This window comes from Sporosarcina luteola (assembly GCF_023715245.1).
Taxonomy (GTDB): Bacteria; Bacillota; Bacilli; order Bacillales_A; family Planococcaceae; genus Sporosarcina; species Sporosarcina luteola_C.
Genome location: NZ_JAMBNV010000003.1, coordinates 83,977 through 100,307, shown reverse-complemented (window position 1 = coordinate 100,307; position 16,331 = coordinate 83,977). Strand labels below are relative to the sequence as shown.

Genomic DNA, 16,331 nt, shown 5'->3' with positions numbered 1-16,331 from the left:
TGATATAATTTACCTGAAGATACATAAAAGGAGATACGAAAAATGGAGAAACAACAAAAACCGAAAAAACCATTCTATAAAAAATGGTGGGTCTGGCTAATTGCCATTATTATTGTGTTTGCTGTCAACAGCAACGATGATGACAAAGCGGACGCAACCAAAGAAGAAAACAAGCCGGCTGTTACTGAATCGGCAAAGGATAAGCCTGAGGAGAAAAAGGCGGAGCCCCAAAAAGAGGAGCCGAAAAAAGAAGATACAAAGGTAGAGGATAACGTACCTAGAGAACATAAATCTGCTTTGAGTAAAGCTGAATCGTATGCAAAAACAATGAACATGTCCAAAAACGCTATTTTTGATCAACTAACATCCGAATATGGTGAAAAGTTCTCCGTGGAAGCTGCCGAGTATGCAATGGCTAATCTTGAATTTGACTGGAAAGCAAACGCTTTGAAAAAGGCCGAATCCTATTCCGAATCCATGCATATGTCCAAAAAAGGAGTCTATGATCAACTTACTTCTGAACATGGTGAACAATTTACTGCCGATGAAGCACAGTACGCTGTTGACAATATGAAAGCGGATTTTAAAAAGAACGCCCTAGAAAAAGCAAAAAGCTATCAGGAATCAATGAGTATGTCACCTGAAGCAATAAGAGACCAACTGACTTCTGATTACGGTGAGAAATTCACACAAGCAGAAGCCGATTACGCTATTACAAACTTAGATAAATAAAACACAAATCATGCCCTCGTCCAATTCTTTGGCGAGGGCGTTTTTATGCACAGGAATCTTTTGCACTTTTTTTGTGCTATTATTAGGGGTAAATCGATTAAATACATACTAGTAACAAACAAAATGGCAATAATAAGGATTGAGTCATTTTGTACTTACGGCACTATCTATATACAGGAGGTCTCCAAATGAATAATAATGATATATTAATCCGATTACGCTATGCTTTGGATTTCAACAATACTGAGATGGTAGACATTTTCAAACTGGGCGGCGTTGAAGTGACAAAAGAAGATGTGCTCCAGTTGCTTACAAAATCAAATGATGATGAAACGGAAAATGAAGAACAAATGAAGTGTACGAATCAAATGTTGGATTCATTTTTAAATGGTCTGATTATCTATAAAAGAGGAAAACAAGAACCAAAACCAGGACAGCCTCAAGGTCCAGCAGTATCTGCCGTGACGAATGAAAGTGTTAATAATCTCCTGCTGAAGAAAGTGAAAATAGCACTCGCGTTAACAAGTGAGGATATGCTTGAGATTTTAGAAGACGCAGGAGTCAGTATCTCTAAAAGCGAATTAAGCGCCGTATTGAGAAAAGAAGGGCACAAGAATTATAAACCGTGCCTGGATCGATATGCTAGGAACTTCTTAAAGGGCTTAGCTATGAAATATAGGGCCTAATGTTAAGGTGTAAAACACAGTATTTAGTTATCTATAACGAATAAAATAAATCGGACCGTCCAATGCTACCAACAGTTGGCGGTCTGTACTAGCAGGTTCCCTACAAGGGGAATCGGCCCAAGTCGAAATAATCCATCCTATGTGAGCTAGACACTCAAGGATGGGTTTTTTGTTGTGAAGCAATTGAAAGTCATCATTCGATACTAGATCCGAATGCATTTCAGTAATATGGGGTACAGAACTAGTAACTAGTCCGTATACTTCCTGAACGGTGAGCTTCATGCCATACATCTCGGCAATATGTTCTATTTTCAAAACATGCTTCATAACCTCGTTTAGTAGTAACTATAGTGAGGAGTGGTTGAAATTAGAAAAATATTCTTCGCAATGATGGTCTTAATCCTTGGTTGTTCTTATGCGCTTCCTACGCATACAACCGCTAAAGCAACAACCGAAATGTATGTCCATGCGAAAAATGATATTGTCCTGCGTGCAGAACCAAAACAAAACGCGAAAAAGCTTGGCACCATTAAGAACCACTCGAAAGTTACTGTAATCTCTTCAGCAAAGGGATGGTCCTATGTACAAGCCGGCAAATGCAAAGGATATGTGTATACGTCCGCTTTATCCAAGAAAAACCCGAAAAGCGCATCAACAACGGTTACCGGCGGCCTCGCGCCTAAAGCAGGGTTGATCCTTACGTATGCACCATCGTTCTTAAAAGAGGAGAAAGAGACGTTTACTGTAGAAAAAGAAGATGAATACACGTACTTATACAATAAAAAGAGTTCCCTTTACCCGGATTTATCGAACTTTACCTACATCGAAGACGGGAGAAGACTGCTTATGGGTGTATCGAGTTCCGACCACATCTTCATCAACGTCCCCTATCCATTGAAACAAGGGGCTACCATAATAGATTCATCTTTGATGTTCGAGGAGCAAAAGGTTCTGGTTGAAAGCATAACGAAAACAGTCACCCTGAAAGCCGGCACATTTAAGAACGTCGTCGTTCTTCGTTATCCGAGTGGTTCGAGAGTTTACTTTGCAAAAGGGATTGGAATCCTAAAAACTACAGATGGAAATGGCAAGATTTTTACGGAGTTGGTTTCTGTGAAGGAAGGGAATTAGATGGCCATTTGTGAAGGTTTTATTTGCGGTTAGGCAATTTGTAATTAATAATAGCAATAGGTTCCCTTCAAGGGGAATCAGCTAGTTGGATAAGATAATCCATCCATTATGAGCTGCAACTCAAGGATGGATTATTTTTTATGGTTACATTGGTTTGCAAATTAGTAAGCGGCCTTAGTTAAAGTAAAGCTTGGATCATAGTCGCTAATTACCTCGACTATTCCTGTGCCAACTGGAAATATATGATGTTCCAAACCATCTGCTAAGCTGCCGGGAAAATGTGGCTTGAACTGGTCTAGATAATCAGAGTGTAGTGCTTTATAAAAACAAGAGTCGAAATTATTTAGACCACTATCATCCCTCGCTTTCTCTGCTAGTAAGGCAAGTATGGACATGGGGATTTCACTGGTATAACGATACGATACTACATAATCCCCTAAGTATTTTGTCCCCTTATCATAAGTGATGTCTACTCTAGTTCCCTTTTTATCAACTAGGATTATAGTTAGCCCCTTGTCATTGAAACTCATATCAAATTTAACTACTTCAATAAATTCTTTAGTAAATTCAACGGTAGGTTCCCAAGTGATTAGTTTTAGTTTTTTTATCATGTACTGGCCAACTTTCCCATTTTATAGATATTACCGACTCTTTGCTTTAGATATACGAGGTTTTTATCCTTAATAAAAAGACCACATCTCGTCTTTTCGATCTTTCAGCTCTTTAAGCACAAATGCCCGATACTCGACCAGTTCGGGAAACTGATAGAAGAAATTCACCTTTGTCTCTGGCACCGTTTGAGGGCTTTCATTGTACGGTGTTAACATGAAGTGGGCAAAAGACTCTGCGATATCTTCATATGGATTCACCGTAGCATATGTGCTCACAAATGAATCCTTGTTACTTTCATAAAAAGCCATTCTTTCTTCCACAGTTTTATTGCCTGCATCTAACCACTGCTCCTCATATTCCTTCAAAAAAGCTTGATAATAGAGATTCATATAACTGTCAGCGTTATAACATTCCCAGTACAATTTCAAATGAAACTGATCTGCTGGACAGGTATACGAATTTACCAGATCCGCCTTATTCCATGTCAGCATATGGCCATACTCATGAACCAGTATAGCCACCGTGGACGACTGAAGCCAATGCTGTACCAAATTAGAAGGCAACACCAATTTCCCCTCATAAGTATTAACATTCGGGTAAACGTTCTCTTGAAATTCAAGGATTTGCAAATTCATTTTATCCCGATCGTATAACGCAAGCACAATATCAGCGATCCCATTGAAGATCGTCGTTTCTTCGCCTTTCGTCAAAACAAATTCATCTTCTATTAATTCATAGCAAGCGATGATGGATTTTTCATCGTCCTTATCATTAGCAGAAAATGCAAGAACAGATTCATCTCCTACCGCTTGCACATTCAGATATGACATATTGTTTGTCTGTTTGAGATCTCCTGAAAAACTAGTAAAATAATCGCTTCCGTTTGCATCCCCTACATCGCGGCATTCACCTACTGTCTGACATATCTCCGAATCAATCGGCTGCGACCAGTATTCATCGACTACTGGTTCATCTACTTGATGGACCTCTTCAACAATTTCCGTCTCCACCAAGTCAGCAATCGCCTTCTCTTCCTCCTCACATCCCGCAAGTGAAACCATTATTGCAGCGAATACCCCCATGATCATCCCTTTCGATACTCCCATATCCATCCCCCGATTCTTTGTATGAAAAGCGATTTGATAGCATTAAAAAACCGACAGAGCCCGCGTAGTATGGTATACGGGCAAGTCTGTCGGAAAGTTTCGAAAGATTATAAAGCCAGTTTGTTTGATTAACAGGCAGCTTGTTGATAATTGCGGACCTCGTAATCAAAGCACTCCAAACAATTGAAGTGTATAATTACAATAGTCTTTTTTGCCTGACTATCAATATTTAGTACCCGGAAATCCGGATAAGATGAAAGTTGGTATAGAATGAAAAGCTATCAGAAGTCATTAGTAGGACTCCTACTAGTAGCCATATTGGCGGCTTGTGGAAACACGTCCGAAGAGTCACAGAATGCCCATACTTCTACTACAGACCCATCACAAAACATTTCAAACAGCAACGACAATGAATCGCTCACGGAAACTGAAAAAGACATTGCAACTACCCCAAAGAGTATGAAGGAAGTATATCAACAAAAACTTGCTACTCGAAGCAAAGAAGTGGACAAAATACGAAAAACTTATTCCAATGACTCATCAACTCTCGCATTGAAAAAAGTCGAAGGAGAACGCTATGATCTGTGGGATGAATTATTGAATGAAGTGTATGGAGTGCTAAAGGAGCAGCTTTCTAAAGAGGAAATGAATCAGTTAAGGGACGAACAACGGAACTGGATAACATATAGAGATGATACCGCGAAGGAAGCATCGCTCAAATACCAAGGCGGTACACAGGAACACTTGGAATATGTGGTTGTGCTAGCAAATCTTACGGAAGAGAGATGCTATGAACTGGTTGAGAACTTTATGGAATAATTTTTTGTCTATACTTGTGCGATAGTGAAGGGTACCAGGTTCTAAAGCAATTCGAAATTCTGTGGGAACCTGGTACTCGAAATGACTTATAAACAAGAGCAGCTAAATACATCTTGACATTGGGGAGGCATAGATTAGTGAAAAAGATTTACATCGGCGCACTACTCATACTACTGATTGCAACCAGTACAGTTTTTTATCATCAACATCAAGTGATAATAGATTATCGGGCGTCCATTTATGGGGAGTTGGCTATCATACAAAAGCCGATAGAACGAATTTTGGAATACCAAGAAACAGCAGAGAAGTATGATGATGCTCAAAGAGCTCAATTAATTGAAACATTATTTAATGCGTTTGCTGATGTCTACAATTCTACGGGTGGTATTGTACGAGCAGAGCGACAAATTGAAGAACAGTATCTTAACGAGTATTTGGATACAAAGAAACAATATGTTCAAATTGTTATTGCTTATGAAGAGGCAACAACATCCCAAGAGCGTGAACAGGCACATAAGCGTCTACTAGAGCATTATAAAGTGTATGAAGAGTTTTTGAAGAAGGTGGAAAAAGAGTTTGTTGAACCCTTCTGAGCAGCTCGGGTACTCGTTGCTTATTGAATTAACGGAGCATTTTAGTGAAGGAGAGGGGGCCCATTGCATTCCTCTTTATTTCGCTTTTGAACCAAAATGTGACGTAAAGGAAGTGGTGGTTTAAGGGTTATTGAAAAAGTGCGAAAAAAAGAGGAAAACCCACGAGTGGTAATCCTCTCTATTGCTATTAAGTTGTAGGACAACCGAAGAAGGTCAGGGCAGGTTGTAGTTCACCAACTTCTATTATGACAGCGAAATCGCCAACAGAGAAGGCACTAAGAGTATCACTTAAAGGAGATGGGCTGTCAATAAATTGAACAAAAAATAGTCTTGGAGTGAGCTCGCCAGTTACTAGTCCCATGCCCGTGATGGAAACAGTGCATTCTCCTTGAATAATTTCACAACTGATTGTTGTAAAAGTTGTTGAAGTAAATGCAAAAGATCTATTATCACCAACAGTAGGGTCGACAAATGATGCGGTAAACGTAGATAGTTCTGGTCTATCTGCACAGATATTTGCTGTAAGAGTCAGTGCTCCGCGCCTAGTCATACCATCAGGAAATGCCATGAGGATATCAGGATCGACGGCAATAGGATTCGTACGCACACCGCATGAACAAGCTAGTCCCATAATTTCACCTCCTTTACTATGTCGTTACTCTATCTTATGTTTATCGGCCGAGCCCGTTTGTGCTAACAATTGAAGTATAAAAACTAGCAACAGCGGTGACATAAAAGAAGTGGTGAAAATGGAATGGATATGATACGGATTGCAGTGATTGAACTTAATTTAAGTCATAGTACGATTTTATTGTGAAGAAATGCACTTACGCTATAGGGTGCTTTACTCAAGGATCAGAGCTGCCTAGTCGGCACTTTATTAAATGATTTCAAAAAAATCCGGACATCAAAAAAAGGAGGTTATCAATGGATGCTTTTCGTGGTTTTCATGTAGATATGTCAAATTATCCAAGTGCACTCGCAGCCTTTCTAATCGTGAGGCTAATCTTAACTGGATTACTGAATGACAAAAAAGAACTAAAAGAAATAGTGACCGTAGTCTGGGACCTGCTATTATTTATTTTTATTTGCTACTTTCCGTTTAAATATCGTGAATATATGATGGACGATTTTGGTTACAAAGTACATTTTGTTTGGTTGCTTATGATAGGGTTGCTTGTACTTCATGTCAAAGATATTTATTCGCTAATCAAATCTAAAAGTACAAAAGAAGAAAAGCAACGACTATAATGCACTTTTTTTGCTAACAGGTGCTTTGAAACGATACCAGGTTCTGAAACAATTCGAAACTCGATGTGAACCTGGTATCAGAAATATTATGCGTAGCCTAACTTTGATTAGGAAGCGGCGTTTCTGGTCGATTAGGGCAATACCTGCAGCTAGGCTCACTACATGTTGACTCACTCCAACAATTGCATGCCGCACAAAAAAACGCATCAAAGTCATCATAGTAAATCAAGTTATTCTTACATGTAGAACAAGATTGTTCTTGATCGATGTGACCGCAAATTTCAATGCCATCGAAAATCACCTTATCAGCGTGTATTTTTATTTTCATAATTAACCTCCAGTTTTAGTGGTCGGTACCTGTACGACAAACATTATGACAATCCAATGAACGGTGTTAGGTCTAAACAATTTAAAATTCAAAGAGAACCTGGTACTCGAAATGATTGCTAAGCTTTTATTTGGTGGTTAGGCAGGCGTTTCCTCCTGAGTCAGTTGTTTTAGAGCGTCAATTGGTTGTTGACCAATAAACTCCCCTATAATGAAGATAATTGGTTTCAATAACCAATCTAAAAAGGACCACGTAATGCTACCAACATTAGGCGCTCTGGAATTAGTAATAGCAGGTTCCCTTCATGGGGATCAGCTCGGGTATGAAAATAATCCATCCATTATGAGCTACCCACTCAAGGATGGATTATTTTTTATTGTGGAACGACAATATCGTACGATTAATGCTCCGAATGTTACCATGAGCATTAGCGCTTCAGATACTGAAATACGACCACCCATGAGTAACTACTTATTGAGAGTTCTCTACAAAGAACTCTATCCCGATTTGTTCCCCTGTCACTTCTTTAAGTATAGTGAGTAGAGTGTCTCTATAGTATGATTGCAACCAATCCACTTGAAAGCTATTGCTGCACACTACACCGATATGACGATCATCGAGCAGGATTGCGGATGTATTTTTGAACCATGTCTCGTAACTTGGAAAACTGATTGTTTGCTTCACCTTCAATAATACATCGTCCCAGAGTCTAAATCGCTCGTCATCATTTATCGTTATTCCGTCCAAGTCTGCAGCAACATCTCGGTCGACATCCTCGGGTTCTTGATAAAATATCCGAAACTTCCCTACTCCGGGTATCTCAATTTCAGAAGCCCTTTTTCGTAATGCCATGCTCCTAAAGTGTTCAAATAACTCGATTTTGTTTGTGATTTGCTTCAATTTTGGGCCCTCCTGTTTCGTTCATTAAAAATCAGTCCATTCATAAAAACTAAAAAAAGACTACCTATTGTACTTCTAGAGGTAATCCTATAAGGAATTTATCCCGTGAATTCCTTCATTCCACAATAGTCCCTAGATATTTTTCTAAACACTCTGCTGCTTCGATTTCAAATTCTCTGTAAACCTACAACCCGGATAATTACTACACCCATAAAATCTCCCATACCTCCCCGCCTTCAAATTCAGTTGCCCACCACACTTGGGACAGGTAGTTTGTAAAGTCGAGGCGACCTGCGTGGATGTATTTTTCGAATCGCCGGTATGTGGCCGTGCCGTCTGTTTGGCACCTTTCACCTTTCGGATTGATTGCAAATGGTCTGCCTTCAAACGCTTCTTCTCTCTTTTATCTTCAACCAACAGCTCTCCAAGCTTTGCATTAATTTCTCTCACGGTAGTCTCATTAATACGTCGCTCTTTGTACTGTTTGATTGTCGCTAGCAATTCAGTAAACTGAATGACATGTGCTAACGTGAAATCCTTTTTGAATTTAAAAGTAGAGCTAGGTGAAAAGGCGATGATCGAATGGACATCCTTCATTTCCGCTTGTCCTATGTACGTAAGCAGAGCTTGCACATGGCCGTAATTCTGTCGGATTGGATTGTGCATTTTTGTTTTCTTTTTATAGATGACTTGTGTCCAGTACGGTTTATATTCATCGCCGAAAATCCAACCGCTATAATGTTTCGTTTCAATGACAAACACACCATACTCTGACGTCACAATATGATCTACTTGCGTCAATCCCCGCTCGCCATTCGGAATATACACATCATGGAAGACAGTGTATGCATCCCCTAATTTCTCAAGCTTGGATTTCACAACCCACTCTCCATACTTTCCTTTGATAATGGGCATTTTCCACTGCACTACTAACGATAAGACTATGACTAAAACAAGTAACGGAAAGACACTTGATGTTATCAGCATAAGTAAAACAGAAAGAATCCCTCCAAAGAAACCCGAAATCATAACAACACCACCTTTACTCTTAATTGAACAGCAGGCTCTTTCAGTACAAGTGAAGTTCGCTTCGTTGCTGCTTCAACACTTCCGATAAGCCCTTCTCTCCGCATACACACAACAAGCTAAGCAGACTTTCCCTACCTTATTATTCGGTAACCTATAACGTTGGAACTCTGATACTTTCCTTTTACATATCCCACATCTTGATCTAAATAAGCTCAACAATCGAATCCCCCCGCCTTTTTTCTACATAATTCGCATTAATTAAATAGTACCATATAACATGTAAAATATTCCTTATAATTTAGGGATAATTCTTGCAAAATACATTTCTCTTCCATTACTATCAACATCTCTATCCAGCGCTATGCTAAAATATAGAAAATTGCAACCTAAAGGAGAAAATCATATGCCAATCTACAACAAACTTGTACGAGACCTGATACCCGGCATTATCGAAAAGGACAGTAAGACGTGTGTCACCTATATATTGGACGACTCGCAATACATAACTGAAGTGAACAAGAAGATGCATGAGGAATTAGCGGAATATGAGGGAGCAATCTCCTCTGATGATGCCGTTGAGGAACTGGCCGATTTGCTGGAGTTGATTCACGCTGCTGCTAAGTTTCACGGGGTTACGGTGGAGGAACTGGAAGCGGTACGTGCTGAGAAAGCAGTTGAACGAGGCAGTCTTGAGGAACGGATCTTTTTAGTGGAAGTAGAAGATGACTAAATTTATTAATTCGAAATGAAGTACCTCCATCTTTAAATCCCCCAAAGAAGTTTCTCCACCCTTGTGCATCCTTCACTGTATTACGATTCCCATTACAACCGGGCATCTCAGAAGACCTAAAAACTTATTCCTTAAACCGTGTTTAATAAGCTGTGTTAAAGGATTTTGTTAATATTCGCCACACTCGAACTCCTGTTCTATAATAAGTTTACAAGAAAAAATAATCAGTTTATTTATTAGGAGGATGTATTATGCAGAAAAAAGCTTTAGTAATTATTGATATTCAAAATGATGTAACAAAGAATTACAAAGATATCATTGACAATATCAACAAATCAATTGATTGGGCGGTCGAAAATAATATTCATGTTGTTTATATAAGACATGAGAATTTGTCACCTGGTACGAGAACTTTTAAAACAGATACACTAGGTGCCGAATTAGCTCCAGATTTGAAAATAGTATCAGAAAATGTTTTTACAAAATATAAAGGAAACGCATTAACAAGTGAAGAATTCACGGAATTTATTAGTATAAATGAAATAGACGACTTCTACATAACTGGAGCGGATGCTGTTGCTTGTGTTAAGTCAACTTGCTATAACTTACGTAAATCAAACTATGGGGTTAGTGTACTATCAGATTGCATTACCAGTTATGATAAAAAGAAAATTGACGGCATGATAGACTATTATGAAAGTAAAGGATGCGAGATAATTTGTTTGAATGACTTATTGATTTAATAATTTTTAGGTCCATAAACTTATACCAAGGGGTCCCACCTGTCACGCTGCTCTCATCTCGAAGTCTCAATTAACAGGTGTAAAAAATCAACATTGGGCTTTAACATAGCCTTTAAATAAAACATACAGAGAAGTATCCTTTTCACCATTTCAAGTCTATATAGTGTGTGAAAGGAGGGAAAGCAAATGGCGACAATCGAATTCAAAAACGCGGTAGGAAAGGTGTACTTCGATGGCGGGATGACGGAGGATGGGAAATTGATCCGAAAATCGAAATCCTACCGTAATATCGCAGAAGGCGCGACGGCTGACAACCTACACAACGCCCTGACACAATTGGCACAGCTCTCCGAATATCCATTAATCGGAGCAGAAAGGGTAGAAACAGGAGACATTATGAACTAAGTAGAAAGGGGAGATGAGGAATGGCGAAAACGTTACAATTAAACTTCACGACTGCTGCGGGAAAACAAACATCCCTAACAGTGGACGAGCCAAAAGCTGGATTAACACCAGCCGAGGTGGAGGGAGCCATGCAGGAGATTATCAATTCACAGGTTTTTGAAGTGGATGGCTCTTTTCTTGCAACCGTAAAAGGCGCCCGCATTATCGAACGCACCGTAGATGATCTTGTAAAGGCATAAGAAAAAGGCTCTCCGGCTTGGCTGGGGAGTCTTTTATCATTAAAAATGAGGAGGCGAATTCAAAATGGAACAGTGGATAAATCTTATACAACAAATCGGATTTCCGATTTTTGTATCTTTTTATCTCTTACACCGGCTTGAAACGAAACTCGAGGCCATACACAATGCGCTAGTTTCTTTGAAAGTGAATTGAACTTCACTTGAAGGTTATGAATTAATAAAGGTACCAGGCACCCAAGAAATTAAGAATTGATCGGGTGCCTAGTACTTAATTATAGTACGGTAAGAAATTCACACAGTGAATCTGGCAAAGAGAGCAAAGGAGAGCATATTCCCTTTGATGCTAAGTTAAAAACGGGTGTCTCCTAATATGCATGTGAAACTAGCAGCTCTTGTTTTTCTCTGGCATAAGAAACCAAACACACATTACTTTAAATGCTACTATATTACTATATTAATATTTTTCCCCAATAATACATATATTTAATTATGAACGGAGGAGAATTGTGGAAGAACAAAAAACTAGTAACTATGATATCGTAATTTATGCTTTAGCCTTTTTTTCAGCAATTTTATTATTTATTTTTTCAAACAAGCTTTCTGCACCACTGATTTTGGAAATCAATTCAGGTACACCAATCTTTGAGTTGATGTTCAATTCCGAAAAAAGCATTTCTATGTTAAGTAATTTAGTCTTTCCATTGCTAATGATGATAGCCGGTGTAATTATTCTTTCCAAGACTCTATGGAAAATGGCGATATATATCCTATTCGAGGTAGATATACTAACCAATAAAATAATCTTATCAATTCTATTAGTCATCTTTTTGGCGCTAATTGTAAATGCTCTTCTTAATACATGGGTATTGTTTAAGACAGTAGTACTTTTTACTATAGCAAGTTTTATTGTTCTTGCAGTTTTCGGTTCACTATTAAATAATTCATCTGCAACACATAGGTGACAATTTTAAAAAAGAATCATGTGAGGTATCAGGCACAAATTCAATTCGAAATTACTTGAGTGCCTGGTACCTATTTTTATTCAAACCGAACGGGGGCATGGAGATTGAATAGATACCTCGACATTTTATTGTTGGGTTTTGTGCCGGCGTTTCGCTTGCTGTACTTGTAGACTTTATATCTTCTTTGTTGTGAGATTGGGCTCTTGCTCAGTCTCTATTTTTTATGGGTGAACTTACCTAAAACATTACTCCAAGTTACATTGATCCTCCTCCCCTTTTCCCATATACTTTAACTATATGTCTTAGATCCAAGACATTCTATTATAAATAAGTAAACAATGTGAGGTGCAGTATGTCCTATTGGCAGTTCTCCCCGATTCCAAATATAGAGGAGTCCAATTTCAATAAAATTCTTGAACGATTTTATAACTTAAAAGTAGCGGGGCTTATCCGTGAAAATATCCAAAACTCACTAGATGGCAGATTGCTTGATAGCGAGGGTCCTGTAAAGTTCTCTATTACAACAGGTACGATCCAAAAGAAAGACGTTCCAGGAATCAATGAAGTAATCGAACGTATTCATTCCTTGAAAGGCCGTAACAGTTATACGAAAGAAGCCATTGCACATATGGTGAAAACGTCTGAGGAGGAAGAGGTTCACTATATCTCTTTTGAAGATTCCAATACGAGAGGCTTGAGTGGCGCGAAGAATGGCCAGAGCAATTCTCCTAAAGACACGTGGGCGATTTACGCCTATAACAAAGGGGTCCATTCAGAGGAAGAGAATGCAGCTGTCGAAACGTCTCGCGGTGGTTCTCACGGAGTCGGTAAAATTGCTTCCAACGCTGCTTCAGATTTGAATGTCATGTATTTCGCAAACTGCGATGCGAACGGAGACCAGCATCTAGGGGGTACCGTGCAACTCATTGAGCATAACTATAAAGATCAAAGTTATCGTTCCACAGGCTACTTCGCGGATATTACATATCTAGATGCCAATAAATCCAAATCAAAATTCTATCCCTTTAAGAACAACTTCCATGAAGTTTTCGAAAAGAAAACGCGTGGATTAAAAATCATTATCCCGTTCTTACGAAAAGAATATAGCGATGAAACGGAAATCATTCGCAGCGTGTGCGACAGCTTCTTCGTTTCAATCCTTCTGAATAAATTAGAAGTCGACGTCAATGGCAGAAAAATTAACGCCGATAACATTCAGGAATACGTGAAAGACCCGGAATACTACACCCAAAACATTGCGGACATGAAACACGTATTCACCCCCCTCTATGTAAGCACTTATCTGGAACAGCCTGCTCGTACACTTCAAGTATCCGACGGCAAAGACGACTACGAATTCAACCTGTACTTCAGGTACGACGAAGAAATACCAAAAGGCAGAGTGGCGATTGTCAGGACAATTGGCATGAAAATCGAAGATAAAAAAGTAAAGAACAAAGCGAACCAGCCATTCAACGCCGTCTTGATCGGCGGAATGAAAGAAGATGCGTATTTAAAGTCACTAGAAAACGAATCGCATACTGAGCTCACACATGATCACATTAAAGATCCTGTGCTGCAAAAACGAGCGAAGCGATTCATCAACAACTTGTCGAAAGCGATGACTGCCGTTATTGACGAAGCGGTGAAAGAGCATAACCCGACAGATGGCAAAATGGATACGAAAGACTTGCTGTATGTTTCTGAAATCCAATTTAAACAAGAATTGTCGAAAGCGATGGGCGCAGTAGTTATCGATAAGAAGAAACCGGTCGTCAAAATGGACGATGATTTACCACCTGGACAAGACAAAAAGAAATCTGGGACCCGCAAAAAACTTACACCGCCGATGATTAAACCAGTGAAAAGGGATAGATCTGCGGATGATACCGATTCAACCGATGACAAGCCAGTTAGCATTTTCAACATCCACCCGAACACCGTTGAGCGTCTACTCATGGGGAATAAAGAAATCGTTCGATTCAATCTCTCTAGCAATGAGGAAGTTAATAAAGCTTTTACATGTAACGTCAGCATTTCAATCATTGACGGCATGGGCCAAGAATACAGAAGCGCATTCAAACTGAAAGATAATTTCAGTCAAGTCATCGATAAATCCACAGGCTCAACTTGCTCACTCAACAACAATAAAATAAATCATGTGACGATCAATAAAGGTGTAGCTGAATTGACCTTCGATCTGAAAAGCAACTACAACCGTGCATTGAAATTCGTCTATTATGTAGAGGTGTAAAATGATTTACAAAAAGGATGCCAATTTCCCGTACCCAGTGCTAACGAATACATCGAACAGTTATGAGAGCGGCGGATTTACGTTGAGCGTTGATCTGAAGGAGAATACAGATAACTATCGATTCGATATCGAATACGAAGTAGAATCCGAGTTTTTACAACGGCTACTCGCTCGCAAACAAGCTCAGCTTTTCTTAATCATCCAGTCGAAGGATAATAAGTTCTTCAAACTGCAGCCAGATGAGCGTGCCATCGAGATTGCGAAATCACGTTTATCCATCAACACACGAACGTCTATCCAAATGAGCATTCAAGCAACGACTGATATTTCATTCCGTGACAATGAAGACATTAACGACTTCTATCGGGAGTTCAAGGATGACATCGTCGTTCCGAAACATGCACTTCTCGGCTTTTCGAACACCGTCATTTTTGAAGGCAGCTCCACAAAACCGTTCGATCTATTTGAACGGAAGATTGACGCTACGTTGAAGTCTGATATTAAAGTAGAACTCGGCAGTGAAACGATTGTCATTCATTACAAAAATGAAGATCTCCAATTCGCTGGCATGCCAATGAGCGGAACGTTAAATAACCCGTACATCTATATGGGACTGCAGAAAGCATTACACCGCTTCGCAACCAATCCCGATTATGGCGATGACGGACATGTCTACCTGGACGATGTTGAATTGCCAACAGATCAGCTAGACGCCAAGCTCTATCGACTCATGAAAGCGAAGATGGTCTACGAACTAGATGTCGACTCGCTTGACGAAGTGATCTACAAAATTTCCGACCGCGTCATTGAAAAATACGCGACAGCTGTGAAAGGATTGGAAGCAAGTGGAGATTAAACTGCTAAGCAAAGGCTACAAGAAAAACGAACAGTTTTACAATGACTTCTTGAATGACACGATCGAAAGCAACGATGACTACTTTTCCGATGAAACCGTCTATATAAAAGCAGCTCCGGACTTCCCCATCTATATGGCGAAAAGAAGTGAAGAAGTCAGGAAGCAATTGTTTCTAGAAGCATTCGAGACAGTCGGCAATCACTATCTAGGCAGCAACCGTGAATTGCATTTTGACGAACAGTTCTGCCACTCGTTGCTCGTCTTGAAGAAGCGTGATTTCCTGCTAAGGGAATACCCGGAGATCAAAGACAGCATCACGAATTTCAACAACATTGTGCTGAAGAACTTCGACTGGGAAAACTACATTTACAAGACTGTAATTGGAGCAGAATATATAACCGACCTAGTCGAGGACGAAGCAACTCGCAAACACTATTACGAAGTCATCGTCGATAACTTGGACCTCTTTAACTATATGATTAAGTACGAAGTCTTCCGCAACAAACAATTCGTGTTTAATATCCTGTCGATTGTCGATGAATTAGGGCTATCCAGTGTATTGAAGAAGAAAATAACGGACCGCGATGACTTAGGTGATGATGTTCGGGTTGGACGGCAAGTACTCCTGGAGTTTAATAAAAGCTATCCCGTGGTGATGTCACCTATGTTAGAGAAGGAGGAGCTTAAGGAGATCTTTATGGAGTATCTTGGGTATTATGTTAATGTTGCGGAGCTTGAGATTTTGGTTTGAAGGGCTAAAAACAGGCAACAAACTATTCGTGATAGAGTGAGCGATTCCTTGCAAAGAAGGTTAACTAGAAATGGCCAAATATAAAATAATCCATCCTATAGAGTTTACCGTTCGAGGATGGATTATTTTGTGTATTAACAATTAGAACTTAAGTCAAAATCTATTCCGCCAAATTTCACAATGATGCTTTGGCCGTTCTCTTGA

20 protein-coding genes are annotated in these 16,331 nt (G+C 39.4%); 15 read left to right on the top strand and 5 right to left on the bottom strand.

The features are described from left to right. Positions 1–42 precede the first annotated feature (42 nt). The 3 genes from M3152_RS14485 (at position 43) to M3152_RS14475 (ending at position 2,549) form a co-directional block, all read left to right on the top strand. The gene (locus M3152_RS14485) at positions 43–732 is read left to right on the top strand and encodes an Ltp family lipoprotein (RefSeq protein ID WP_251696117.1); all 690 of its coding nucleotides are present in this window, start codon (positions 43–45) and stop codon (positions 730–732) included. 188 nt (positions 733–920) lie between these two features. Next, the gene (locus M3152_RS14480; RefSeq protein WP_251696116.1) at positions 921–1,418 is read left to right on the top strand and encodes a DUF1456 family protein; all 498 of its coding nucleotides are present in this window, start codon (positions 921–923) and stop codon (positions 1,416–1,418) included. A 357-nt stretch (positions 1,419–1,775) separates the two neighbouring features. Continuing rightward, entirely contained in the window at positions 1,776–2,549 is a 774-nt protein-coding gene (locus M3152_RS14475) for an SH3 domain-containing protein (RefSeq protein WP_251696114.1), read from the top strand. 161 nt (positions 2,550–2,710) lie between these two features. On the opposite strand, the gene M3152_RS14470 is transcribed toward M3152_RS14475, so the two are convergent. Both M3152_RS14470 and M3152_RS14465 read right to left on the bottom strand, forming a co-directional pair. Beyond that, positions 2,711–3,160, bottom strand: a complete 450-nt coding sequence (locus M3152_RS14470) for a hypothetical protein (protein WP_251696112.1) — start codon at positions 3,158–3,160, stop codon at positions 2,711–2,713. 69 nt (positions 3,161–3,229) lie between these two features. Next, the gene (locus tag M3152_RS14465) at positions 3,230–4,267 is read right to left on the bottom strand and encodes a putative zinc-binding metallopeptidase (RefSeq protein WP_251696110.1); all 1,038 of its coding nucleotides are present in this window, start codon (positions 4,265–4,267) and stop codon (positions 3,230–3,232) included. Between the two features lie 270 nt (positions 4,268–4,537). On the opposite strand from M3152_RS14465, the gene M3152_RS14460 reads away from it, so the two are divergent. Together M3152_RS14460 and M3152_RS14455 are read left to right on the top strand one after the other, a co-directional pair. Continuing rightward, positions 4,538–5,086, top strand: a complete 549-nt coding sequence (locus M3152_RS14460; RefSeq protein WP_251696108.1) for a lysozyme inhibitor LprI family protein — start codon at positions 4,538–4,540, stop codon at positions 5,084–5,086. A gap of 137 nt (positions 5,087–5,223) precedes the next feature. Continuing rightward, complete coding sequence (locus M3152_RS14455) at positions 5,224–5,679, top strand: hypothetical protein (RefSeq protein ID WP_251696106.1); 456 nt, start codon at positions 5,224–5,226, stop codon at positions 5,677–5,679. Between the two features lie 187 nt (positions 5,680–5,866). Here the strand turns inward: M3152_RS14455 and M3152_RS14450 are convergent, their stop codons facing one another. Next, the gene (locus tag M3152_RS14450) at positions 5,867–6,310 is read right to left on the bottom strand and encodes a hypothetical protein (protein ID WP_251696104.1); all 444 of its coding nucleotides are present in this window, start codon (positions 6,308–6,310) and stop codon (positions 5,867–5,869) included. A 296-nt stretch (positions 6,311–6,606) separates the two neighbouring features. On the opposite strand from M3152_RS14450, the gene M3152_RS14445 reads away from it, so the two are divergent. Beyond that, positions 6,607–6,930, top strand: a complete 324-nt coding sequence (locus M3152_RS14445) for a hypothetical protein (protein WP_251696102.1) — start codon at positions 6,607–6,609, stop codon at positions 6,928–6,930. Between the two features lie 799 nt (positions 6,931–7,729). Here M3152_RS14445 and M3152_RS14440 read toward each other — a convergent pair. Further along, positions 7,730–8,158, bottom strand: a complete 429-nt coding sequence (locus tag M3152_RS14440) for a DnaA N-terminal domain-containing protein (RefSeq protein WP_251696100.1) — start codon at positions 8,156–8,158, stop codon at positions 7,730–7,732. A 144-nt stretch (positions 8,159–8,302) separates the two neighbouring features. Further along, positions 8,303–9,187, bottom strand: a complete 885-nt coding sequence (locus M3152_RS14435) for an NERD domain-containing protein (protein WP_251696099.1) — start codon at positions 9,185–9,187, stop codon at positions 8,303–8,305. A 403-nt stretch (positions 9,188–9,590) separates the two neighbouring features. Between M3152_RS14435 and M3152_RS14430 the strand changes: the two genes are divergently transcribed. The 9 genes from M3152_RS14430 (at position 9,591) to M3152_RS14390 (ending at position 16,127) form a co-directional block, all read left to right on the top strand. Further along, positions 9,591–9,917, top strand: coding sequence for a nucleoside triphosphate pyrophosphohydrolase (locus M3152_RS14430; RefSeq protein ID WP_251696097.1), 327 nt, complete (start codon positions 9,591–9,593; stop codon positions 9,915–9,917). Between the two features lie 251 nt (positions 9,918–10,168). Beyond that, complete coding sequence (locus M3152_RS14425; RefSeq protein ID WP_251696095.1) at positions 10,169–10,660, top strand: cysteine hydrolase family protein; 492 nt, start codon at positions 10,169–10,171, stop codon at positions 10,658–10,660. Positions 10,661–10,846: 186 nt separating this feature from the next. Then, positions 10,847–11,065, top strand: coding sequence for a DUF1659 domain-containing protein (locus M3152_RS14420; RefSeq protein WP_251696093.1), 219 nt, complete (start codon positions 10,847–10,849; stop codon positions 11,063–11,065). A 20-nt stretch (positions 11,066–11,085) separates the two neighbouring features. Continuing rightward, complete coding sequence (locus tag M3152_RS14415; protein WP_251696092.1) at positions 11,086–11,304, top strand: DUF2922 domain-containing protein; 219 nt, start codon at positions 11,086–11,088, stop codon at positions 11,302–11,304. Between the two features lie 64 nt (positions 11,305–11,368). Continuing rightward, positions 11,369–11,497, top strand: a complete 129-nt coding sequence (locus M3152_RS14410) for a YvrJ family protein (protein ID WP_251696091.1) — start codon at positions 11,369–11,371, stop codon at positions 11,495–11,497. 313 nt (positions 11,498–11,810) lie between these two features. Beyond that, entirely contained in the window at positions 11,811–12,266 is a 456-nt protein-coding gene (locus M3152_RS14405; RefSeq protein WP_251696089.1) for a hypothetical protein, read from the top strand. 352 nt (positions 12,267–12,618) lie between these two features. Next, complete coding sequence (locus tag M3152_RS14400; protein ID WP_251696087.1) at positions 12,619–14,520, top strand: hypothetical protein; 1,902 nt, start codon at positions 12,619–12,621, stop codon at positions 14,518–14,520. A gap of 1 nt (position 14,521) precedes the next feature. After that, positions 14,522–15,376 carry a hypothetical protein gene (locus M3152_RS14395; protein ID WP_251696085.1) on the top strand — a complete coding sequence of 285 codons (855 nt, stop codon included), beginning with the start codon at positions 14,522–14,524 and terminating at the stop codon, positions 15,374–15,376. After that, on the top strand, positions 15,366–16,127 hold the full coding sequence (locus tag M3152_RS14390) for a hypothetical protein (protein WP_251696083.1): 762 nt from the start codon (positions 15,366–15,368) through the stop codon (positions 16,125–16,127). The genes M3152_RS14395 and M3152_RS14390 overlap by 11 nt, the downstream gene beginning before the upstream one ends. Positions 16,128–16,331 lie beyond the last annotated feature (204 nt).